This window comes from Geopseudomonas aromaticivorans (assembly GCF_019097855.1).
In the GTDB taxonomy this organism is placed as follows: Bacteria; Pseudomonadota; Gammaproteobacteria; order Pseudomonadales; family Pseudomonadaceae; genus Geopseudomonas; species Geopseudomonas aromaticivorans.
Window position 1 is genome coordinate 76,755 of the sequence record NZ_JAHRGL010000071.1, and the last position, 22,862, is coordinate 99,616.

The 22,862-nt window shown below is 69.4% G+C and carries 17 protein-coding genes and 1 pseudogene; 6 read left to right on the top strand and 12 right to left on the bottom strand.

The annotated features are described in order from the left end of the window. Positions 1-59: 59 nt before the first annotated feature. On the bottom strand, positions 60-1,682 hold the full coding sequence (locus tag KRX52_RS18895; RefSeq protein ID WP_217683270.1) for an acyl-CoA synthetase: 1,623 nt from the start codon (positions 1,680-1,682) through the stop codon (positions 60-62). Positions 1,683-1,871: 189 nt separating this feature from the next. Between KRX52_RS18895 and KRX52_RS18900 the strand changes: the two genes are divergently transcribed. The 3 genes from KRX52_RS18900 to azu all read left to right on the top strand — a co-directional run bounded on the left by KRX52_RS18900 (position 1,872) and on the right by azu (position 5,536). Beyond that, positions 1,872-4,205: a PAS domain S-box protein gene (locus KRX52_RS18900; RefSeq protein ID WP_217683271.1), complete on the top strand. Its 2,334-nt coding sequence runs from the start codon at positions 1,872-1,874 to the stop codon at positions 4,203-4,205. A 3-nt stretch (positions 4,206-4,208) separates the two neighbouring features. Continuing rightward, a complete protein-coding gene (locus KRX52_RS18905) occupies positions 4,209-4,877 on the top strand; it encodes a response regulator transcription factor (protein WP_217683272.1) in 669 nt (222 codons plus the stop codon). A gap of 209 nt (positions 4,878-5,086) precedes the next feature. Continuing rightward, a complete protein-coding gene (gene azu / locus KRX52_RS18910; protein ID WP_367890560.1) occupies positions 5,087-5,536 on the top strand; it encodes an azurin in 450 nt (149 codons plus the stop codon). 43 nt (positions 5,537-5,579) lie between these two features. Here azu and KRX52_RS18915 read toward each other — a convergent pair. The 11 genes and pseudogenes from KRX52_RS18915 to KRX52_RS18965 form a co-directional block, all read right to left on the bottom strand. Continuing rightward, positions 5,580-7,364 (bottom strand): annotated as a pseudogene (locus tag KRX52_RS18915) (response regulator); the annotation flags it as partial. Positions 7,365-7,803: 439 nt separating this feature from the next. After that, on the bottom strand, positions 7,804-9,096 hold the full coding sequence (purD, locus tag KRX52_RS18920) for a phosphoribosylamine--glycine ligase (RefSeq protein WP_217683275.1): 1,293 nt from the start codon (positions 9,094-9,096) through the stop codon (positions 7,804-7,806). Between the two features lie 237 nt (positions 9,097-9,333). Beyond that, positions 9,334-10,941 carry a bifunctional phosphoribosylaminoimidazolecarboxamide formyltransferase/IMP cyclohydrolase gene (gene purH, locus KRX52_RS18925; protein ID WP_217683276.1) on the bottom strand — a complete coding sequence of 536 codons (1,608 nt, stop codon included), beginning with the start codon at positions 10,939-10,941 and terminating at the stop codon, positions 9,334-9,336. 72 nt (positions 10,942-11,013) lie between these two features. Beyond that, complete coding sequence (gene fis, locus KRX52_RS18930; RefSeq protein WP_217683277.1) at positions 11,014-11,334, bottom strand: DNA-binding transcriptional regulator Fis; 321 nt, start codon at positions 11,332-11,334, stop codon at positions 11,014-11,016. Next, positions 11,331-12,329, bottom strand: a complete 999-nt coding sequence (dusB, locus tag KRX52_RS18935; protein WP_217683278.1) for a tRNA dihydrouridine synthase DusB — start codon at positions 12,327-12,329, stop codon at positions 11,331-11,333. The genes fis and dusB overlap by 4 nt, the downstream gene beginning before the upstream one ends. A 130-nt stretch (positions 12,330-12,459) precedes the next feature. Continuing rightward, complete coding sequence (locus tag KRX52_RS18940) at positions 12,460-13,839, bottom strand: DUF3426 domain-containing protein (protein ID WP_217683279.1); 1,380 nt, start codon at positions 13,837-13,839, stop codon at positions 12,460-12,462. Positions 13,840-13,901: 62 nt separating this feature from the next. Then, positions 13,902-14,780, bottom strand: coding sequence for a 50S ribosomal protein L11 methyltransferase (gene prmA / locus KRX52_RS18945; protein WP_217683280.1), 879 nt, complete (start codon positions 14,778-14,780; stop codon positions 13,902-13,904). A gap of 203 nt (positions 14,781-14,983) precedes the next feature. Then, a complete protein-coding gene (gene accC, locus KRX52_RS18950; protein ID WP_217683281.1) occupies positions 14,984-16,333 on the bottom strand; it encodes an acetyl-CoA carboxylase biotin carboxylase subunit in 1,350 nt (449 codons plus the stop codon). A gap of 18 nt (positions 16,334-16,351) precedes the next feature. Then, positions 16,352-16,813: an acetyl-CoA carboxylase biotin carboxyl carrier protein gene (gene accB, locus KRX52_RS18955; protein WP_217683282.1), complete on the bottom strand. Its 462-nt coding sequence runs from the start codon at positions 16,811-16,813 to the stop codon at positions 16,352-16,354. Positions 16,814-16,832: 19 nt separating this feature from the next. After that, complete coding sequence (aroQ, locus tag KRX52_RS18960; protein ID WP_217683283.1) at positions 16,833-17,276, bottom strand: type II 3-dehydroquinate dehydratase; 444 nt, start codon at positions 17,274-17,276, stop codon at positions 16,833-16,835. Between the two features lie 132 nt (positions 17,277-17,408). Then, positions 17,409-19,226 carry a protein-disulfide reductase DsbD gene (locus KRX52_RS18965; RefSeq protein WP_217683284.1) on the bottom strand — a complete coding sequence of 606 codons (1,818 nt, stop codon included), beginning with the start codon at positions 19,224-19,226 and terminating at the stop codon, positions 17,409-17,411. A 182-nt stretch (positions 19,227-19,408) separates the two neighbouring features. On the opposite strand from KRX52_RS18965, the gene KRX52_RS18970 reads away from it, so the two are divergent. The 3 genes from KRX52_RS18970 (at position 19,409) to speA (ending at position 22,836) form a co-directional block, all read left to right on the top strand. Continuing rightward, complete coding sequence (locus KRX52_RS18970; protein WP_217683285.1) at positions 19,409-20,458, top strand: DUF2333 family protein; 1,050 nt, start codon at positions 19,409-19,411, stop codon at positions 20,456-20,458. A 10-nt stretch (positions 20,459-20,468) separates the two neighbouring features. After that, entirely contained in the window at positions 20,469-20,840 is a 372-nt protein-coding gene (locus KRX52_RS18975) for a translation initiation factor Sui1 (RefSeq protein WP_217683286.1), read from the top strand. A gap of 85 nt (positions 20,841-20,925) precedes the next feature. Beyond that, complete coding sequence (gene speA, locus KRX52_RS18980; RefSeq protein WP_217683287.1) at positions 20,926-22,836, top strand: arginine decarboxylase; 1,911 nt, start codon at positions 20,926-20,928, stop codon at positions 22,834-22,836. Positions 22,837-22,862: the final 26 nt, after the last annotated feature.

A 22,862-nucleotide genomic window follows, 5' to 3' on the forward strand; every position in this document is an offset into this window, starting at 1 on the left:
TGGGGCCGCGCCTCCCGCCGTGGGGATGGCGCGGCTCCGTGCAGTGGTTGGGCGGAGCGTTACAGCGCCTTGGCCCAGTCGCGCAGCACGTATTTCTGGATCTTGCCGGTGGAGGTCTTCGGCAGGTCGGCGAACACCACCGTGCGCGGAATCTTGAAGTGCGCCAGGTGCTCGCGGCAGAAGGCGACGATCTCGCTGTCGGCGATCTGCTGATGATCCTGCTTGAGGGTGACGAAGGCGCACGGCGTCTCGCCCCACTTGTCGTCCGGACGGGCCACCACCGCGGCCTCGAGCACCGCCGGGTGGCGGTACAGCACGCCTTCCACCTCGATGGTGGAGATGTTCTCGCCGCCGGAGATGATGATGTCCTTGAGGCGGTCCTTGATCTCCACGTAGCCGTCGGGATGGCACACGGCGAGGTCGCCGGTGTGGAACCAGCCGCCGGCGAAGGCTTCCTCGGTGGCGCTGGGGTTCTTCAGGTAGCCCTTCATCACCGTGTTGCCGCGCATGAAGATCTCGCCGAGGGTCTCGCCGTCGCGCGGCACCGGCTCGAGGGTCTTCGGGTCGCCGACCATCACCCCTTCCAGGGTTGGGTAGCGCACGCCCTGGCGGGCCTTGATCCGTGCGCGCTCGTCGAGGCTCAGGGCGTCCCACTCTTCGTGCCAGGCGCACACGGTGACCGGGCCGTAGACCTCGGTGAGGCCGTAGACGTGGGTGACCTGGATGCCCATTTCCTCCACCGCGCCGATCACCTTGGCCGGCGGCGCGGCGCCGGCGACCATGGCGTGCACCGGGTGGTCGATGGCGGCCTTGGCCGCGGCGGGCATGTTGACCAGGGCGTTGAGCACGATGGGCGCGCCGCACAGGTGGGTGACGCGGTGCTCGCGGATCAGGGTGAGGATCTTCTGCGGGTCGACCCGGCGCAGGAACACGTGGGTGCCGGCCAGCGCGGTGATGGTCCACGGGTAGCACCAGCCGTTGCAGTGGAACATCGGCAGGGTCCACAGGTACACCGGGTGGTGGCCCATCGCCCAGGTCATCTGGTTGCCCAGGGCGTTGAGGTAGGCGCCGCGGTGGTGGTAGACGACGCCCTTGGGGTTGCCGGTGGTGCCGGAGGTGTAGTTGAGGCTGATCGCCTGCCACTCGTCGGCCGGCCACTGCCAGGCGAATTCCGGGTCGCCCTCGGCCAGCAGCGCCTCGTAGTCCAGATCGCTGACCGCCCGGCCTTCGCCGTATTCCGGGTCGTCGACGTCGATCACCAGGATCGGCCGGCCGAGCATGCCGACCGCGGCGTGGATCACGTCGAAGAACTCGCGGTCGGCGATCAGCGCCTTGGCCTCGCCGTGCTGCAGCATGAAGGCGATGGCCTCGGCGTCCAGGCGCACGTTGAGGGTGTTGAGCACCGCGCCGATCATCGGCACGGCGAAGTGCGCCTCGAGCATGGCCGGGATGTTCGGCAGCATCACCGCCACCGTGTCGCCCTGGCCGATGCCGCGGCCGGCCAGCGCCGAGGCCAGGCGCCGGCAGCGTCGGTAGGTCTCGCGCCAGTTGCGGCTGATCGCGCCGTGGATCACGGCGAGACGTTCGGGATAGATGCTGGCGGTGCGCTCGATGAAGCTGAGCGGGGAGAGGGCGACGTGGTTAACTGGGGCGGGCGCAAGGCCCTGCTCGTAGATCGACATGGTGGGTATCCGCTGGCTGATTATTAGCTCTGTTTTTCATGCGGTCGTCGCGACGGCGCAGCCGTATCGACGACCTGCGGCACCACGCTCCAGTGGTGTCTTGGTCCCGAGCATAGCCAGCCCGGATGGAAATTGGTATAGGCTTTTAACCATACTGATATAGTGAAATCACTATAAGGAAGCGGATTAATGGCGGAAGCTGCGGAGCCGGCGGGCACGCCAGCGGCGCGCGAGCTGCTCGGGCTGTGGCGCCTGGCGGGCGAGGCGGTGCCGCGCGACGAGCTGGCCGATGCCCTGCTGCGCCTGGCGCGGAGCCGGCCGGAGGTGGCGCAGGCCTACTATCTCGGCTGGCAGGCGGCGGCCGGCATCTATGCCGAGCTGGGCAGCGGTCGCCGTCTGCCACCGGGGCCGGGCGATCCGGCGCAGGCCAGCGACGCGGCGGTGTTCGCGCAGCTGGCCTGCGCCGGCGAGTTGAGCGTCGAGGCGTTGTGCCGGCTGCCGTGCTGGCTGGGCGGGCGCCTGCGGCGTGCCGGCATCGATCGGGGCGTGGCGCTGGCGCTGGAACTGGCGCCCGGCCAGCCGGGCCTGTTGCTGCTGGTGCTGCGCGACGCCGCCGCGACCGCCCTGGCCGGCTGGCTTGGCGAGCTGCTGGGCGCCTTGCTGCGGCTGGCCCGCCAGCCGGCTCCTGCGGCGCCGCTGCTGCAGGCCGACGATGCGCCGACCCTGCTGCTGGACGCTGACGGCCGGCTGCTCGACCTCAACCGCGCGGCCCAGCGGCTGCTCGACGATTGCCGCCTGGAGCAGGCGCTGGCGCTGCTGCCGGTCAACCACCCGCAGCTGCAGCAGGCCTGCCGCCAGCAGCTGCGCAGCGTGGGGCCGGTGAGCGCGGTCGTCGGCGGGCGCAGCCTGCTCTGGCAGTTCATTCCCGAGCCGGGCCGCGGCCGGGTGCTGGTCCGCGGCCGCGACGCCAGTGCGCAGCTGCGCAGCGAACGCGAGGCGGCGCAGGCCAGTCGGCTGTACCGGCTGATCACCGAGAACACCACCGACCTGATCTCCCGCCACACCCCGGACGGCCGCTTCCTCGATGCCTCGCCGGCGTCCTGGACCCTGCTCGGCTACTGGCCCGAACAGCTGCGCGGCACGCCGGTGCGCGCCTTGCTGCACCCGGACGACCTCGGCCAGATGCGCCAGGCCGCCGAGGTGCTGGCGCAGCGTGGCTACCATACCCTGAGCTACCGCCTGCGCCATCGTGACGGCCACTACCTGTGGTTCGAGACCGCCTGCCGGGCGATCCGCGAGACCTACACCGGCGCGGTGGTGGAGATCGTCAGCGTGTCGCGCGACGTCACCGCGCGGGTGCAGGGCGAGGAGGTGCGCCGGCGCCTGGCCGAGGTGATCGAGGCGACCACCGACCTGGTGCTGTTCCTCGATCGCGCCGGCAACCTCACCTACCTCAACCAGTCGGCCCGCCGGGCCCTGGGACTGGCCGAGGGCGAGGCGGCGCCGGCGCTGGCCGCGCTGCTGGATGCGGGCGACCGGGCGCGCCTGCTCGACGAGGGCCTGGCCTGCGCCGAGCGCAGCGGCGTGTGGGAGAGCGACATGCGCCTGCACCCGCCGGGCGGCCAGGACTCGTTGCCGGTGTCGCTGGTGCTGCTGGCCCATGCCGGCAGCGGCGCGGCCCGCTACTTCTCGCTGGTGGCGCGCGACATGACCGAGCGGGAGCTGCGCGAGACCCAGCTGCGCCGCCACCAGGACGAACTGGCGCACACCGCACGGCTGGTCACCCTCGGCGAGCTGGCCTCGGGGATCGCCCACGAGATCAACCAGCCGCTGGCCGCGGTGGTCAACTACGCCAGCGCCAGCCAGCGCTACCTGCAGGGCGCGGCCGACAACCCGCAGGCGCTGGAGCGGGTGGCCCAGGGCCTGGAGCGGATCACCGCCCACGCCAACCACGCCGCCGAGGTGATCCGCCGCCTGCGCGCCTTCCTGCGCAAGGGCCAGCGGCGCATGCAGGCGCTGGATGTCGCGGTGCTGGCGCGCGAGGCGGTGCGCCTGTGCGCCTGGGAGGCGGCCAACGGCCGGGTGGCGATCGTCGAGGATCTGCCGGACAATCTGCCGCCGGTGTACGCCGACCGGGTGCTGCTCGAGCAGGTGCTGCTCAACCTGCTGCGCAACGCCATCGAGGCCAACCGCGAGGCGCATCCGCACGCGCCCTCGCGCATCCGCCTGGCGGCGACGGCAGAGGCCGGCGGGCAGCGCCTGTGCATCGTGGTCGAGGACCAGGGGCCGGGCGTCGACGAGGCGGAGCTGGAGCAGATCTTCACCCCCTTCTACACCCGCAAGGCCGAGGGCCTCGGGCTCGGCCTGTCGATGAGCCGCACCATCGTCGAGGGCTTCGGCGGCGAGCTGCGCGCCAGCCGCCAGGCCGAGGGGCTGCGCCTGAGCTGCTGCCTGCCGCTGGCCGGGCGTGGCGAGCGGCCGGAGCCGGCAGGGCACAGCGGACCAACCGAACAGCAGGAGTGAGCGATGTCACAGGAGCAGGTGGTGTATGTGGTCGACGACGATCAGGGCATGCTCGATTCGACCGTCTGGCTGCTGGAGTCGGTCGGCCTGCAGGCCCTGCCGTTCACCAACGGCCGCGCCTTTCTCGACGCCTGCGATCCGGCGCGGCCGGCCTGCGTGCTGCTCGACGTGCGCATGCCGGGCATGGGCGGGCTGAACGTGCAGGAGGAGCTGCACGCGCGCGGCCTCGACCTGCCGGTGATCTTCGTCAGCGGCCATGCCGACGTGCCGATCGTGGTGCGCGCGTTCAAGTCGGGGGCCTGCGACTTCATCGAGAAGCCGTGCAACGAGCAGCTGCTGCTCGACAGCGTGCAGCAGGCGCTGCGCCGCCAGAGCGAGCGGCTGGCCCGCCGGGATGGCACGGCGGCGCTGCGCGCGCGGCTGGACAGTCTGACCCCGCGCGAGCGCGACGTGCTGCTGCCGCTGGTGCAGGGCTACACCAGTCGCGAGATCGCCGAGCAGCTGGCGATCAGCGTGAAGACCGTCGAGCTGTACCGCGCGCGGGTGATGAAGCGCATGCAGGCCGAACGGCTCAGCGATCTGGTCGGCATGGCCTGCGTGGCCGGGCTGATCGATCCGCTCGACCCGCGGGGCGCTCAGTCGGCGCAGGCACCGCAGACGCAGCCGGCATAGGCGGCATAGGCGCTCAGTACGCGGTCGAACAGTTCCTGGAAGTTCATGCTGCTGCCCTCCGGATGGACGCCCCGATTGTCTGCCGCAGGGCGGACGGGCGCCGCTTGAATCCCTCTATGACAACGATAGCCGACCGCCGGTCGGAACTTGGCCGGCGGGGAGGCGGTCTTCAGGGGGTTCCCGTCGTCTTCACCGAGGAGTCCCGCTTCGTGCCCCGTCAAACCCTGCTTGCCGCTCTGCTAGCGTTGCTCAGCCCGTCCCTGTGGGCGGCGACCTGCAGTGTCGAGATCGAGGCCAGCGACCGGATCGCCTTCAATCGCAATGCCATCGAGGTCAGCCGCAGCTGTCGCGAGTTCACCGTCCACCTGCGGCACAGCGGCAGCCAGGAAAAAACCCTGATGGGACACAACTGGGTGCTGGCCCGCGCCGCCGACCAGCAGGCCGTGGCGCAGGCCGGGTTGGTGGGCGGGATATCGCGCAGCTTTATTCGTCCCGGCGATCCGCGGGTGATCGCCGCCACCCGGGTGCTCGGCGGCGGCGAGTCGGACACGGTGACCTTCCCGGTGGCGCTGCTCGAAGAGGGGCAGCAGTACCTGTTCTTCTGCTCCTTCCCCGGCCATTCGGCGCTGATGAAGGGCACCCTGCGCCTGGTCGATTGAGCGTTCGCCCCGGCAGCCCCGGTTCATCCGGCGCCGCGGGCGTTCAGGAGGCCTGAGCGGCGCGGCTGCGCTGTTCCTTGACGGCGACCCAGTGTTCCACCAGCTCGCGCAGTTGCGACAGTTCCACCGGCTTGGCCATGTGGCCGTCCATGCCGGAGCGCAGCGCGCGCTCCTTGTGCTCGCCGAGGATGTGCGCGGTCAGCGCGACCACCGGCGTGCGCGGGTGCTGTTGCGCGGCTTCCCAGGCGCGCAGCTGGACGGTGGCGGCGAAGCCGTCGAGCACCGGCATCTCGCAGTCCATCAGCACCAGGTCGTAGCGCTGGCGCTGCAGGGCGCGCAGCGCGTCGCGGCCGTTGCTGACCAGATCGGGCTCGACGTCGAGCTTGCCGAGCATGCCGCGGATCACCTTGGTCGAGATGCTGTTGTCCTCGGCCACCAGCACGCGGAAGTCTTCCGGCACCAGGGGCTGCGTCGCCCGCAGGCTGCCGGGTCCGCCCAGGCCGCGGCGCTGGCGGCCGAGCTCCTCGGCGAGGGTGGCCTTGAGCGTGTAGCCGGCCACCGGCTTGGCGAGGATGCGGCTGATCCCGGCGTTGCGCGCCACCAGCTTGCTCGGCGCCTGGCTCAGGCCGCTGAGCATCACCAGCAGCAGGTCGTGGTTGATGTGCGGGTCTTCCTTGATCTTCGCGGCCAGCTGCATGCCGCTCATCCCCGGCATATCGTGGTCGAGCAGCACCGCATCGAAGTATTCGCGCAGGTTGGCCTTGGTGCGCAGCAGCGCCAGCGCCTCGGCGCCGGAGGCGACGCCGCTGGCCTGCAGGCCCCAGCTGCTGCACTGCTCGATCAGCACCTTGCGGCAGGTGTCGTTGTCGTCCACCACCAGCACCCGCGCATCGCGCAATTGCAGCGTCGGGTCGAGCATCGGCTGGGCCAGGCTGGCCGCGGACAGCGGCAGGTTGAGCCACAGCGTCGAGCCCTGCTGCTCGCCGCTCTCGATGCCGAACTCGCCGCGCATCAGGGTGACCAGCTGGCGGCTGAGGACCAGGCCGAGGTGGCCGTCGAGGCGGCTCTCGTTGAGGTAGTCGCGGCTGCGCAGATGGGTGTTGAGGAGGATCTCGCGCTCCTCGCTGCTCAGCGGCCGGCCGCTGTCCTGCACGGCGATGCGCAGGCGCGGCAGGCTGTCGCCCCGCTCCAGCGCGGCGACCAGCAGCACCTCGCCCTCGTCGGTCTGCTTGAAGGCGTGGTCCAGCAGGTTGAGCAGGGTCTGGCGCAGGCGGGCCGGGTCGCCGCCGATGGTGCGCGGCACCTGCGGCTGGATGAAGCTGATCAGCTCGACCCCCTGCAGCTCGGCGCGGGTGCGGAAGGTTTCCAGGCACTCGTCGAGCAGGGCGGGCAGGTCGAACTGCACGTCGTCCAGTTCGATCTCCCCGGACTCCAGGGCCGACAGGTCGAGGATCTCGTTGAGCAGCTGCAGCAGTTCGTTGCCCGAGCTGTGGATGGTCTGCACGTAGTCGCGCTGCTTGGCCGACAGCGGCGTGCCCATGAGCAGTTCGGTCATGCCCAGCACGCCGTTCATGGGGGTGCGGATCTCGTGGCTGATCCTGGCGAGGAACTTGGCCTTGGCCTCCTGCTCGGCCTGGCTGGCGGCCTCGGCGCGGCTGGCGCGGAAATCGGCATGCACGGTGCGGCGCTGGCGGGCGGCGAGCAGGTAGCCGTAGAGGAACAGGCCGAGCAGGCTGGCGCTCAGCAGGGCGACGTTGGTCAGGGGCGACAGATCCGGCCACAGGCCGCTCAGGCCGAGCAGCGACGGCAGCGCGCAGAGCCCGGCCAGCAGCAGGTTCTGGCGGTCGCGGCGGAAGGCGAAGCGTAACAGGTGGTCGGCCATCAGCATCAGCAGGGCGCCGCACAGCGTGCCGAGCAGCAGATGGCTGTCGAGGCTGGGCAACCGGGTCTGCAGGGCGGTGACGTGGTCGACGAGGCTCAGCACCCCGAGCGGGACGAGCATGAGCAGACTGACGAATGATGCTATGGCAATTCCGAGCCGGCGCACGATGAGCTATCCCTACAAGTGTGGTGGGGAATTATACCGGAAGCCGGCTTTGCTCTAAACCAATGGGCGTGAGAACCGAACGATTTTGCGCCGAATGGTAGCAATAGCGCCGTGATCGCGGGGGCGAAGAAGGGAGGGGGAGGGGGAAGCCGGGGGTGTCCGGCTTCCTCTGCGCCGTGGCCCTGCCCGCCGGTCTGGCGCGGGCAGGGCCGACGCGGGCTCAGCCTTCGCCGCGCTCGCGGGCGATGGCGCGGTAGCCGATGTCGTGGCGGTAGAAGCAGCCGTTCCAGCGGATCTGCTCGGCCAGGCGGTAGGCCTGCTGCTGGGCGTCGGACACGCTGGCACCGATGGCGGTGGCGCACAGCACGCGGCCGCCGGCGGTGACCACCTGGCCCTGGGCGTTCAGCGCGGTGCCTGCGTGGAACACCTTGCCGTCGATCTTCGCCGCTGCGTCGAGACCCTCGATCACGTCACCCTTGGCGTAGTCGCCCGGGTAGCCGCCGGCAGCCAGCACCACGCCCACGGTGGGCCGCGGATCCCAGGTCGCCTCGACCTTGTCCAGCGCCTTGGCCAGCGCGGCCTCGACCAGCAGGACCAGCGAGGACTCCAGGCGCACCATGATCGGCTGGGTTTCCGGGTCGCCGAAGCGGCAGTTGAACTCGATGACCTTGGGCTTGCCGGCCTTGTCGATCATCAGCCCGGCGTACAGGAAGCCGGTGTAGACGTTGCCTTCGGCCGCCATGCCGCGCACGGTCGGGTAGATGATCTCGTCCATCACCCGCTGGTGCACTTCGGCGGTGACCACCGGAGCCGGCGAGTAGGCGCCCATGCCGCCGGTGTTCGGGCCGCTGTCGCCGTCGCCGACGCGCTTGTGGTCCTGGCTGGTGGCCATCGGCAGCACGTTCTCGCCGTCGACCATGACGATGAAGCTGGCTTCCTCGCCGTCGAGGAACTCCTCGATGACCACGCGCGCGCCGGCGTCGCCGAAGGCGTTGCCAGACAGCATGTCGCGCACCGCTTCCTCGGCTTCTTCGAGGGTCATGGCGACGATCACGCCCTTGCCGGCGGCCAGGCCGTCGGCCTTGACCACGATGGGCGCGCCCTTCTCGCGCAGGTAGGCCAGCGCCGGCTCGACTTCGGTGAAGTTCTGGTAGTCGGCGGTGGGGATCTGCTGGCGGGCCAGGAAGTCCTTGGTGAAGGCCTTGGAGCCTTCCAGCTGGGCGGCGGCGGCGGTCGGGCCGAAGATCGCCAGCTTGCGGCTGCGGAACAGGTCGACCACGCCCTTCACCAGCGGCGCTTCCGGGCCGACGATGGTCAGCTGCACGTTCTGCTCGGCGAAGTCGGCCAGTTGCTCGATGGCCAGCACGTCGATGGCGACGTTCTCGCACTTGGCTTCGGTGGCGGTGCCGGCGTTGCCGGGGGCGACGAAGACCTTGGCGACGCGCGGGTCCTGCGCCACTTTCCAGGCCAGGGCGTGCTCGCGGCCGCCGCTGCCGATGATCAGTACGTTCATTGCGTTCTCCTTGGGGAGTCGGGCCTGTGGCCCGATCGGTGGACAGCTGCGGCTGTCCACCCTACGAGTCTGGTGCCGGGCCAGTGCCCTGCATATTCGAATCTTTCGGGTCGCGATGAAGTGTCTGGATGCAAGGCGGCGGTGGGCTCGACGAGCGCAGTTGCCTCAATGGCAATGAGCATCGGCGAGTCCGCCGCCAACGCCGCAGACGGGCGCTTCAGCGCGGCCATGCCACCCTTAGTGACGGAAGTGGCGCATGCCGGTGAATACCATGGCAATGCCCGCTTCGTCGGCGGCGGCGATCACCTCGGCGTCGCGCATCGAGCCGCCCGGCTGGATCACCGCGGTGATGCCGGCCTTGGCAGCGTTGTCGATGCCGTCGCGGAACGGGAAGAAGGCGTCGCTCGCCATCACCGCACCGGGTACCGGCAGGCCGGCGTGCTCGGCCTTGATCGCGGCGATGCGCGCGGAGTTGACGCGGCTCATCTGGCCGGCGCCGACGCCGACGGTCTGGCGGTTCTTGGCGTAGACGATGGCGTTGGACTTGACGAACTTGGCCACCTTCCAGGCGAAGATCAGGTCGTGGATTTCCTGCTCGCTCGGCGCGCGCTGGGTGACGACCTTCAGATCCGCTTCGCCGATCATGCCGATGTCGCGGCTCTGCACCAGCAGGCCGCCGTTGACGCGCTTGTAGTCCAGACCGGCAATACGCTCGGCCGGCCACTGGCCGCATTCGAGCAGGCGCACGTTGGCCTTGGAGGCGACCACTTCGCGGGCTTCGGCGCTGATGCTCGGGGCGATGATCACTTCGACGAACTGGCGCTCGACGATGGCCTTGGCGGTTTCGCCATCCAGCTCGCGGTTGAAGGCGATGATGCCGCCGAAGGCGGACTCGGTGTCGGTGGCGTAGGCCAGGTCGTAGGCCTTGCGGATGCCGCCGTCGGCTTCCGGGACCACGGCGACGCCGCACGGGTTGGCGTGCTTGACGATCACGCAGGCCGGCTTGACGAAGCTCTTCACGCACTCCAGCGCGGCGTCGGTGTCGGCCACGTTGTTGTAGGACAGTTCCTTGCCCTGCAGCTGCTTGGCGGTGGCGATGCTGGCCTCGGCCGGGTTGGCCTCGACGTAGAAGGCCGCGTTCTGGTGCGGGTTCTCGCCGTAGCGCATGTCCTGCGCCTTGATGAACTGGCTGTTGAAGGTGCGCGGGAATTCGCTGCGGCCTTCGGTGGACAGGGTCTCGGCCTTCTGGTCGACGGTGCCCAGGTAGTTGGCGATCATGCCGTCGTAGGCGGCGGTGTGCTCGAAGGCCTTGAGCGCCAGGTCGAAGCGCTGGGCATAGGTCAGGCCGCCGGTCTTCAGCGAGGCGACGATGCCGGCGTAGTCACCAGCGTTGACCACGATGGCGACGTCCTTGTGGTTCTTGGCCGCCGAGCGAACCATGGTCGGGCCGCCGATGTCGATGTTCTCGATGGCGTCCGGCAGGGTGCAGCCGGCCTTGGCCACGGTAGCTGCGAACGGGTAGAGGTTGACCGCGACCAGGTCGATCGGGTTGATGCCGTGCTCGGCCATCACCGCGCCGTCGAGATCGCGACGGCCGAGGATGCCGCCGTGGATCTTCGGATGCAGGGTCTTCACCCGGCCGTCCATCATTTCCGGGAAGCCGGTGTAGTCGGCCACTTCGACCGCGGCCACGCCGTTTTCGCGCAGCAGCTTGAAGGTGCCGCCGGTGGAGAGGATCTCGACGCCGAGGGCGGCGAGTTCGCGGGCGAAGTCGACGACGCCGGTCTTGTCGGACACGCTGATCAGCGCGCGGCGGACGGGAAGGCGGGTGGTCTGGTCGGTCATCTCGGATTCCATCAGGACAGGATTGGACAGAAAGGGCAGCAGCCGGACTGCTGCCCTTCCAGGCGGATCGGGTTACAGCAGGTCGTACTGCTTGAGCTTCTTGCGCAGGGTGCCGCGGTTCAGGCCGAGCAGCTCGGAGGCCTTGGTCTGGTTGCCCTTGACGTAGCGCATCACGGTTTCCAGCAGCGGCGCCTCCACTTCCGACAGCACCAGATTGTAGACGTCGGTCACCGGCTGGCCGTCGAGGTGGGCGAAGTAGTTGTGCAAGGCCTGCTCCACGCTGTCGCGCAGGGTGCGCCGCTCCTCGCTGGGGGCGATGAGGTGCTGTTTCAGGTTGGCGTTGTCGCTCACGGCAGTCATTCCACTCACAAAATTCTCGGTCAGGGTCGTCATGCGGCCGTCCCTCTGCAGATGTCCTGCTGCCTGGCCAGGAAGCCGCGCACGCTCGCGTGCTGGGCGGCGGGGCAGTCCAGGCGGTTGAAGTCGTTACGAAAGTCCCTGCCCCCCGGCAGGGTGGCGAGGTACCAGCCGACGTGCTTGCGGGCGATGCGCACGCCCATCACTTCGCCGTAGAAGGCATGCAGCTCGCTCAGATGCTCGAGGAGGATGCTCTCGACTTCCTCGAGTTGCGGTCCGGGCAGCAGTTCGCCGGTCTGCAGGTAGTGGTCGATCTCGCGGAAGATCCACGGCCGGCCCTGGGCGGCGCGGCCGATCATCAGCGCATCGGCGCCGGTGGCGTCGAGCACGGCGCGGGCCTTGTGCGGCGAGTCGATGTCGCCGTTGGCGAACAGCGGCAGGCTCACCGCCTCGCGGATCGCGGCGATGGTGGCGTACTCGGCCTCGCCGGTGTACAGGTCGGCGCGGGTGCGGCCGTGCACCGACAGCGCGGCGATGCCGGCCTGCTCGGCGATGCGCGCGATGCTCACGCCGTTCTTGTGGTCGCGATCCCAGCCGGTGCGGATCTTCAGGGTCACCGGCACATCGACGGCGCCGACCACCGCATCGAGGATCTGCCCGACCAGCTGCTCGTCCTTCATCAGCGCCGAGCCGGCGGCCTTGTTGCAGACCTTCTTGGCCGGGCAGCCCATGTTGATGTCGATGATCTGCGCGCCCAGCTCGACGTTGCGGCGCGCCGCCTCGGCGAGCATCTGCGGGTCGCCGCCGGCGATCTGCACCGAGCGCGGCTCGGGATCGCCGTCGTGGAGCATGCGCAGGCGCGACTTGCGGCTGTGCCACAGGCTCACGTCGCTGGTGAGCATTTCGGACACGACCAGGCCGGCGCCCAGGCGGCGACACAGTTGGCGGAACGGACGATCGGTGACGCCGGCCATGGGGGCCAGGATCAGGCGATTGGGGAGCGTGTAAGGGCCGATGCGAACCACCGACATGGGGTATCCCTGCCGCAGGGGGCAAATCAGCTGCTGGAAAAGGGTGGCGATGATACCCGCTCCGCGGGAGCGGTTAAAGACTGTTCTGGATGTTTTTTGAACAGCGCCGCCGTGGCGACGGCGCAGGGGTTCAGTCCGGCGAGTGGAAGGCCAGGCTGTAGTTCACCGCCTGGGCGCCCGGATCGAGGATTTCCAGGGCGATGTGGATCGGCGTCTGCGGCGGCATGCTGGTGCGCCCGGCCAGTTCGCCGCTGAGGTACTCGCCCGGCTTGAAGCGGCGGCTGGCCAGCGGCTGGCCGTTGATGTCCTCGAAGCGCAGCTCGAGCAGCGGGAAGGGCTGCGCGAAGTCGCCGCGGTTGTAGATGATCGCGTCGACGGTCAGCGCGCCGGGATGGGTCGGGTGGCTGCGCACGGTCAGGTTGCTGCTCTTGATCAGGCTGACGTCGACCCGCGGCGGCAGGCTGCAGCCAAGCAGCGGGCAGGCCTTCTCGAACCAGGGGCGCCACTGCTCCTGACGGGCCAGCTCCGGCAGGTGATGCCAGATGTACTGCCCGGCCAGGCCGGCCAGGGCCAGCAGGATCAGCAGCAGCCACAGCAGACGGCGGCCCCAGTTGGCACGTGGCGCCTGCCAGTCGAGTTGCAGCGGCTCGTCGTTGAGGTGGCGCAGACCTTCGGCGCGCAGCTGGGGCTCGCTGCGCTGGGCCGCGGCGCTGGCCGCCAGGGTGGCCGCCGCCTCGCTGACCGACAGCGGCTGGTCGCGCTCGGCGACCAGTGCGGCCTGCGGATGGGCGGCGACTTCCTGGGCATCGTCGGCCAGGCCGCCCAGCTCGTCGCAGGGGTTGTCCTCCGCCAGCGGCGGTTCCTCGCGGTGGCGGGCATCGAGCGGTTTGGCCCCGCGCGGCGTGCCGGGGGACTGGTCGTGCAGCAGGGCTTCGGCCCAGCTTTCATCGTGCGGGTCGCGGCTGTTGCTGGCCGCGCTGCCGAAGGGGCTCTGCGGCGGGTGGTAGTCGAGGAACTCGCTGCTCAGCTCGAAGCTGTCCGGCTCCAGCTTGGCCAGTTCCTCGTCAAGCTCGAGGTCGAGGTTGTCCAGATCGAGGTCGTCGTGGATCCACAGGGTGTCGTCGTCCGCGGCTTTCGCCGCGGGGGCTGCCGCGGCCGGCGCAGTGGGTGCAGTGGGTGACGCGGCGGGCGGCGTGGCAGCGTCCGCCGAGGTCGGCATGGGCGGTGCGGGGGTGTAGCCGGCCAGCTGGATGTTCGCGGCGCTGCTGTCGCTCAGGCCGGCGGCCAGTGCGCCGGCGGCAGCGGCGGTCAGGGTGGTGTCCTGTTCGTCGCCCGGCGCCTCCGGCTCGGCCGCCTGCGCCAGCGGCGTGGTGGCCAGCTGCTCGGCGGCGTTGAACACCTGCAGGCAGGCACCGCAGCGCACGGCGCCGCGGGCCATGCCGAGCTGCGCGCGGGTGACGCGGAAGCGGGTCTGGCAATGGGGGCACTGGGTGACGAATGACTCGGTCATGCTGCGCTATTCCGGAACAGGTCAGGGGTTGATTCTAGCGCAGCGCAGCATGGCTCGGCAGCTCAGCGGCGCACGCCGCTGATGCGCACCCAGCCTTCCTTCACTGCGGTCGGGTCGAGGTCGAAGGCCTCGGCGTAGGCGGCGCGCACTTCCTCGGCCTGCTCGGCGAGGATGCCGGACAGCGCCAGGCGACCGCCCGGCTTGACCAGGGCGGTGATGGTCGGCGCCAGCTGCACCAGCGGGCCGGCGAGGATGTTGGCCACCACCACGTCGACCGGCTGTTGCGGCAGCTGCTCGGGCAGGTAGACCGGGAAGGCGTCGGCCGGCAGGCCGTTGCGCCCGGCGTTGTCCAGGGAGGCCTCCAGCGCCTGCGGGTCGATGTCGGTGCCCAGCGCCGAGGCGGCGCCGAGCAGCAGCGCGGCGATGCCGAGGATGCCCGAGCCGCAGCCGAAGTCGAGCACCCGGCAGCCGGCGAGCTCCTGGCCGTCCAGCCACTCCAGGCACAGCGCGGTGGTCGGGTGGGTGCCGGTGCCGAAGGCCAGGCCCGGATCGAGCAGCAGGTTGACCGCCTCCGGCTCCGGCGCGGCATGCCAGCTCGGCACGATCCACAGGCGGCGGCCGAAGCGCATCGGGTGGAAGTTGTCCATCCAGCTGCGCTCCCAGTCCTGGTCCTCGATGCGCTCGACCTGGTATTCGGGCAGCTCGCCGCCGCGCAGCAGCTTGAGGTGGGCGAGCACCGCGTCGGCGTCGGTGCCGTCCTCGAACAGGGCGAGCAGGTGGGTGTGGGTCCACAGCGGGGTGGTGCCCAGGTCCGGCTCGAAGATCGGCTGGTCCTCGGCGTCCATGAAGGTCACGGAGACCGCGCCCAGCTCCAGCAGCTGGTCTTCCAGCACGGCGGCCTGGTGGGGAGTGATGGCGAGTCGGACTTGCAGCCAGGGCATGGCGGAGGCCTCATGAGGAGTGGGGGCGAATGGCGGGCAAGCTTACTGGAGGGGGCGGTGCGCTGCCAGTGCGGCTCCGTAGGGTGCGCCGTGCGCAGCGTGATGGGGGCGTGGCCCGGTTGGTGCGCACGGCGCACCCTACGCCAGGCAGAAACGACAGAGGCCGCCCGAAGGCGGCCTCTGTGCAAGCAGCGAGCCGAGGCTCAGTGCTTGTCCATACCCAGTTTCTTTTCCAGGTAGTGGATGTTGACACCGCCCTTGCAGAAGCCGGGGTCGCGCACCAGCTCCGCGTGCAGCGGGGCGTTGGTCTTGATGCCGTCGACGATCAGCTCGTCGAGGGCATTGCGCATGCGGCCCAGCGCTTCGTCGCGGGTGGCGCCGAAGGTGATCAGCTTGCCGATCAGCGAATCGTAGTACGGCGGTACCGTATAGCCGTCGTACAGGTGCGAATCGACGCGCACGCCGTTGCCGCCTGGAGCGTGGAAGTGCTTGACCTTGCCCGGGCTGGGCATGAAGGTCTTCGGGTCTTCGGCGTTGATCCGGCACTCGATGGCATGACCGCGGATCACCACGTCGTCCTGGGTGATCGACAGCTTCTCGCCGCCGCCGATGCGCAGCATTTCCTTGACGATGTCGACGCCAGTGACCATCTCGGTGACCGGGTGTTCCACCTGCACGCGGGTGTTCATCTCGATGAAGTAGAAACTGCCGTTTTCATAGAGGAACTCGAAGGTGCCGGCGCCGCGGTAGCCGATGTCGATGCACGCCTGCACGCAGTGGGCCTGGACCTTGCGGCGGGCTTCTTCGTCGATCAGCGGCGCAGGCGCCTCCTCGATCACCTTCTGGTGGCGGCGCTGCAGCGAGCAGTCGCGGTCACCGAGGTGCACGGCGTTGCCCTGGCCGTCGGACAGCACCTGGACTTCCACGTGGCGCGGATTGGTCAGGAACTTCTCGAGGTAGACCATCGGGTTACCGAAGGCGGAACCGGCTTCGTTGCGGGTCAGCTTGGCCGAATCGATCAGGTCCTCTTCCTTGTGGACCACGCGCATGCCGCGACCACCGCCGCCGCCAGCGGCCTTGATGATCACCGGATAGCCCACTTCGCGGGCGATCTTCAGCGCTTCTTCCTCGTCTTCCGGCAGCGGGCCGGCCGAGCCCGGCACGGTCGGTACGCCGGCCTTCTTCATGGCGTCCTTGGCCGAGACCTTGTCGCCCATCAGGCGGATCACGTCGGCGGTCGGGCCGATGAAGGTGAAGCCGGATTTCTCCACCTGCTCGGCGAAGTCGGCGTTCTCGGCGAGGAAGCCGTAGCCCGGGTGGATACCGTCGGCGCCGGTGACTTCGGCGGCAGCGATGATCGCCGGGATGCTCAGGTAGGACTGGGCGGAGGACGCCGGGCCGATGCAGACAGACTCATCGGCCAGCGACACGTGCATCAGGTCGCGGTCGGCAGTCGAGTGCACAGCCACGGTCTTGATGCCCAGTTCCTTGCACGCGCGCAGCACGCGCAGGGCGATCTCGCCGCGGTTGGCAATCAGGACTTTTTGCAGCATCGCAGGATTCTCCGCGGGTCAGACGATGGTGAACAGCGGCTGGTCGAACTCGACCGGATGGCCGTTTTCCACCAGTACCGAGCCGATGGTGCCACTGGCTTCGGCTTCGATGTGGTTCATCATCTTCATCGCTTCGACGATGCACAGGATGTCGCCCTTCTTCACGGTCTGGCCGACGTCGGCGAACGGCTTGGCGTCCGGCGAGGAGGCGCGGTAGAAGGTGCCGACCATCGGCGAGCGCACCACGTGGCCGGCCAGGGCCGGGGCAGCCGGAGCGGCGGCAGCGGCCGGGGCAGCAGCGAGCGGGGCCGGGGCGGCGACCGGGGCCGGCGCCGGTGCGTACATCGGCTGGGCGTACTGCGGCTGCTTGTTGCTGTGGCGGCTGATGCGAACGGATTCTTCGCCTTCACAGATTTCCAGCTCGTCGATGCCGGACTCTTCCAGCAGTTCGATCAGCTTCTTGACTTTACGAATGTCCATCAGGGCGCTCCAAAAGAGGTCAGGGGCGTTGCAGTTGTTCGATTGCGGCTTCCAGGGCCAGGCGATAGCCGCTGGCGCCGAGTCCGCAGATCACGCCGACCGCCACATCGGAGAAGTAGGAGTGGTGGCGGAAGGGTTCGCGTTTGTGCACGTTCGACAGGTGAACTTCGATGAATGGGATGCTCACCGCCAGCAGCGCGTCACGCAATGCGACACTGGTATGGGTAAATGCCGCCGGGTTGATGATGATGAAGTCGATGCCTTCGCCGCGGGCGGCGTGGATGCGCTCGATCAGTTCGTACTCGGCGTTGCTCTGCAGGTGCAGCAGGTGATGGCCGGCCGCGCGGGCGCGCGCCTCCAGGTCGGTGTTGATGTCGACGAGGGTGGTGGCGCCGTAGACGCCCGGCTCGCGGGTGCCCAGCAGGTTCAGGTTGGGACCATGCAGAACCAGGAAAGTGGCCATGCGGGCGATGTCCTGTAGAGGTACGGGGAAAAAAGTTGCGGGACTATGCCGGAAATACCGGGCGCCTGTCCAGTCGCCCGGTTTTTGCCGTAGATGGCCGCATGATGGCTGACGATGACCGGAATCGTCGCCTCAGAAGCGCTGGGCGGCCTTTTCCAGCTGCGCGGCGAGGCCGGCGGCGTCGGTTTCGCCGATCACCCGCAGGTCCTGCCACTCGCTGCCGTCGGCAGCGAACAGCAGCAGCGCCGGCGGGCCAAACAGCCGGTAGCGGTCGAGCAGGGCGCGCTGCTCGGGGGTGCCGGCGGTCATGTCGAAGCGCACCAGGCGGTAGGCGGCCAGCTGCGCAGCGACCTGCGGCGCCGGCAGCACCTCGCGCTCGATCACCTTGCAGCTGATGCACCAGTCGGCGTACCAGTCGAGCAGCAGCGGCTGGCCGGCGCTCCTGGCGGCGGCGAAGGCGGCATCCAGTTCGGCCGGGGTGCTGACGGTCTGCCAGCCGGCATGGGAGCTGCTGATGCCCTGGCTGGCGGCGGCCAACGCCGGGCGGCCGAACGGGCGTAGCGGATCGGTTTCGCCGCGCAGGGCGCCGGTCCAGGCGGCCAGGGCATAGACCAGCAGCAGCAGGCCGAACAGCTGGGCGACGCGCTGGCGGTGGGTCTTGGGCACCATTTCCAGCGCCCCCAGGTTGAGCGCCACGCCGCCGGCCAGCAGGCCCCACAGCGCCAGGCTGAGCTGGCCGGGCAGCACCCGCTCGAGCAGCCAGATCGCCACCGCCAGCAGCAGCACGCCGAAGGCGTTGCGCACCGTGGTCATCCACACCCCCGAGCGCGGCAGCAGGGCGCCGCCGCCGGTGGCGAACAGCACCAGTGGCGCGCCCATGCCGAGCCCTAAGGCGAACAGCTTGAGGCCGCCGCCGAGGGCATCGCCGCTGGCGCTGATGTACAGCAGCGCGCCGGCCAGCGGCGCCGACACGCAGGGCGACACCAGCAGGCTGGAGAACACGCCGAGCAGCGCCGCGCCCCAGATCGAGCCGCCGCGGGCATGGCCGGCCAGGCGGTCCAGCGGCTCGCGGATGAAGGTCGGCAGGCGCAGCTCGTAGACGCCGAACATGGCCAGGGCGAAGGTGGCGAAGAACAGCGCGAAGGGCACCAGGATCCACGGCGACTGCAGGCGCGCCTGCAGGTTGAGCTCGGCGCCGAACAGGCCCATCAGCGCGCCGAGCACGGCGAAGCAGGCGGCCATCGGCAGCACGTAGGCCAGCGAGAGGATCAGCCCGCGGGCGCCGCCCGCCTGGCCGCGCAACACCACGCCGGAGAGGATCGGCAGCATCGGCAGCACGCAGGGGGTGAAGGTCAGGCCGAGGCCGGCGAGGAAGAACAGCGCCAGCTCGCGCCAGCTCCAGACGCTCGTGGCGGCCGGGTTGGCGGCGACCGCCGGAATGGCTGCGGCCGCTGGCGGGGCGATCGGGCTCGCGCCTGCCGGCGCCTTGCCGTCGATGGTGAAGGTGGCGGTTTCCGGCGGATAGCACAGGCCCTGGTCGGCGCAGCCCTGGTAGGTGACCTTGAGGCGGAACGCCTGCCCGGACGGGTTGGCGATCGGCACCGCCATGTCGGTCACCCCGTAGTACACCTCGACGTCGCCGAAGTACTCGTCGTGCTTGGCCTTGCCTGCCGGCAGCTGCAGCTCGCCCGCCAGCAGCCCGGCCGGCTCGCTGTGCACCTGGAAGCGGTGGCGGTACAGGTAGTAGCCCTCGGCATTGACGAAGCGCAGCTTCACCCGCTGGTCATCGGCCTCGACCAGACTGAGCTTGAAGGCTTCGCCGACCGGCAGGAAGTCGCCGCTGTTGTTCAGCGCGGCGGTGCCGAACGCCGGGTTCGGCCGGCTGTCGAACAGCCCGGCGCTGGCCGGCAGGGTGAGCAGGAGCAGGAGCAGGGGCAGCAGACGACGCATCGCAGTCTCTCGTTCGGGAACGCCGGCATGATACCGGAAGGGATCGGCATCGCGTTGCGGCGGGCAGTCGCTCTTTTCTGCCGACGCCCGCGACAGCCATGCTTTATAGTGAAACGCAATCTGCAGCCTTGCGAGCGGGGCTGCCAGCCTGAATTTGTATCTCGGTGAGAAAGGACCAAGCCATGCTGGACTGGAAGAAGAAGGTCGGCGCCATGCGCGACAATGTCGATGATTCGGTGGCGGATGCCCGCAGCTACTTCGGCGGCATCTGGGCAAGCCGCGCGGTCGGCGGCGTGGTCGGCGTCTACCTGCTCGTTGCGCTGGTGGTCGGCTGGTACTGGAGCCTCGAGCCCGAGCTGTTCCCGGTGCAGGAGAATGCCCAGGGCGCCGCCGCGCAGGCCCAGGTGCAGCTGGTACCCGGCTACACCACGGTGGAGACCCTGAAGACGGTGGCCGGCACCCTGCTCGACAAGCCGGGCGGCTACCTGTCCAACGACATCGCCCCGCCCGGCCTGTGGCTGGACAACATGCCCAACTGGGAATACGGCGTGCTGGTGCAGGTGCGCGACCTGGCCCGTGCCCTGCGCAAGGATTTCGCCCGCTCGCAGTCGCAGTCCACCGAGGACGCCGACCTGGCCAAGGCCGAACCGAAGTTCCACTTCGACAACAGCAGCTGGGCGCTGCCGGCCAGCGAGCAGGAATACCGCGACGGCATCAAGTCGCTGACCAGCTTCCAGAAACGCCTGTCCGATCCGGTGCAGAACCAGGCGCAGTTCTATGCCCGCGCCGACAACCTGCGTAACTGGCTGACCGACGTCGAGACCCGTCTCGGCTCGCTGTCGCAACGCCTGTCCGCCAGCGTCGGCCAGATGCGCCTGACCACCGACACCAGCATCGCCATCACTGCCGGCAGCGAGGAGATCGTCAAGACCCCCTGGTTGCAGATCGACAACGTGTTCTACGAAGCGCGCGGCCAGGCCTGGGCGCTGTCGCATTTCCTGCGCGCCATCGAGGTCGACTTCGCCGACGTGCTGGCCAAGAAGAACGCCACGGTCGGCGTGCGGCAGATCATCCGCGAGCTGGAGGCGGCGCAGGAGCCGCTGTGGAGCCCGATGATCCTCAACGGCGACGGCTTCGGCGTGCTGGCCAACCACTCGCTGGTGATGGCCAACTACATCTCGCGCGCCAACGCCGCGATCATCGACCTGCGCCAGCTGCTCGAGCAGGGTTGAGGAGGCCGACGTGAACAAGAAGGCTTCCTCCCTGGCCGCCCTCGGCGGCCTGGTCTACTCCACCGACGCCGGCCGGCACTGCCCGGACTGCGGCCAGCCCAAGGGCGCGTGCATCTGCGGCCAGCCGGTGCTCCCCGAAGGCGACGGCATTGCCCGCGTGCGCCGCGAGACCAAGGGCCGCGGCGGCAAGGCGGTGACCACCATCAGCGGCGTGCCGCTGGCCGGCGACCAACTCAAGGAGCTGGCCACGGCGCTGAAGAAGCGCTGCGGCACCGGCGGCGCGCTCAAGGACGGGGTGATCGAGATCCAGGGCGAGCACGTCGAGCTGCTGATCGCCGAGCTCACCAGGCGCGGCTTCAAGGCGAAGAAATCCGGCGGCTGAGTGCCGCCCGGCGTCCGGCCTGCCGCGCCGGGCGCCCCATCTGATCGCGGCCGGGTGCCGGTCGCCAGCACAGGGAGAACAGCGCATGCCCCGCAGCACCCGCAAGGACGACGAAACCCCCTGGAGCGTGGCCGACAGCCGGCGCGTCTACGGCATCCGCCACTGGGGCGCCGGCTACTACGCGATCAACGAGGCCGGCAACGTCGAGGTGCGCCCGCACGGTCCGCACGGCTCGCCCATCGACCTACACCAGCTGGTCGACCAGCTGCGTGCCTCCGGCCTGTCGCTGCCGCTGCTAGTGCGCTTTCCCGGCATCCTCCAGGATCGCGTGCGCCAGCTCACCGGCGCCTTCGATGCCAGCATCCTGCGCTTGGACTACCAGAGCGACTACACCGCGCTGTACCCGATCAAGGTCAACCAGCAGGAGGCGGTGGTGGAGAACATCATCGCCACACAGGATGTGTCCATCGGCCTGGAGGCCGGCTCCAAGTCGGAGCTGATGGCGGTGCTGGCGCTGGCGCCCACCGGCGGCACCATCGTCTGCAACGGCTACAAGGACCGCGAGTTCATCCGCCTGGCGCTGATGGGGCAGAAGCTCGGCCACAACCTGTTCATCGTCATCGAGAAGGAATCCGAGGTGGCGCTGCTGATCGAGGAGGCCGCCGCCCTCGGCGTGCAGCCGCAGATCGGCCTGCGCGTGCGGCTGTCCTCGCTGGCCTCGAGCAAGTGGGCCGACACCGGTGGCGAGAAGTCCAAGTTCGGCCTGTCCGCCGCGCAGATCCTGCGGGTGGCCGAACGGTTCCGCGCCGCGGGGCTGGACCAGGGCGTGCGCCTGCTGCATTTCCACATGGGCTCGCAGATCGCCAACATTGCCGACTACCGGCGGGGCTTTCGCGAGGCGATCCGCTACTACGGCGAGCTGCGCGCGCTGGGCCTGCCGGTGGATCACGTCGACGTCGGCGGCGGCCTGGGCGTCGACTACGACGGCACCCATTCGCGCAACGCCAGCTCGATCAACTACGACATGGAGGACTACGCCGCCACCGTGGTCGGCATGCTCAAGGAGTTCTGCGACCGCCAGCAGCTGCCGCACCCGCACATCTTCTCCGAGAGCGGCCGGGCGATGACCGCCCACCACGCGGTACTGGTGGTCGAGGTGACTGACGTCGAGCGGCACAACGACAGCGTGCCGGAGTTCGACCCGGCGGTGGAGCAGCCGGAAACGCTGCAGGCGCTGCTCGAGCTGCTCGCCCCGACCGACCCGGAGATGGTCGCCGAGATCTACTGGCGCGCCACCCACCTGGTCGGCGAGGTGGCCGCGCAGTATTCCGCCGGCAAGCTGTCGCTGGCGCAGAAGGCGCTGGCCGAGCAGTGCTACTTCGCCATCTGCCGGCGCCTGTACGACCAGCTCAAGGCGCGCCAGCGCTCGCACCGCCAGGTGCTCGACGAACTCAACGACAAGCTGGCGGACAAGTACATCTGCAACTTCTCGGTGTTCCAGAGCCTGCCGGATACCTGGGCCATCGAGCAGATCCTGCCGATCCTGCCGATCCACCGCCTGGCCGAGCAGCCGCAGCGCCGCGCGGTGCTGCAGGACCTGACCTGCGACTCCGACGGCAAGATCCGCCAGTACGTCGACGAGCAGAGCATCGAGACCAGCCTGCCGGTGCATGCGCTGCGCGAGGGCGAGGACTACCTGCTCGGCGTGTTCCTGGTCGGCGCCTACCAGGAGATCCTCGGCGACATGCACAACCTGTTCGGCGACACCGACTCGGTGAACGTCTACCAGCGCCCCGACGGCAGCGTGTTCCACGCCGGCATCGAGACCCACGACACCATCGAGGACATGCTGCGCTACGTGCACCTGGAGCCGGCCGAGCTGATGGCGCTGTACCGCGAGAAGGTCGCCGGCTCCAGCCTCAGCGCCGCCGAGCGCACGCGCTTTCTCGATGCCCTGCGGCTGGGGCTGACCCGTTCGTCGTATCTGACGACCTGAGTCACGGAGTCCCCCCTCTCCCGGAA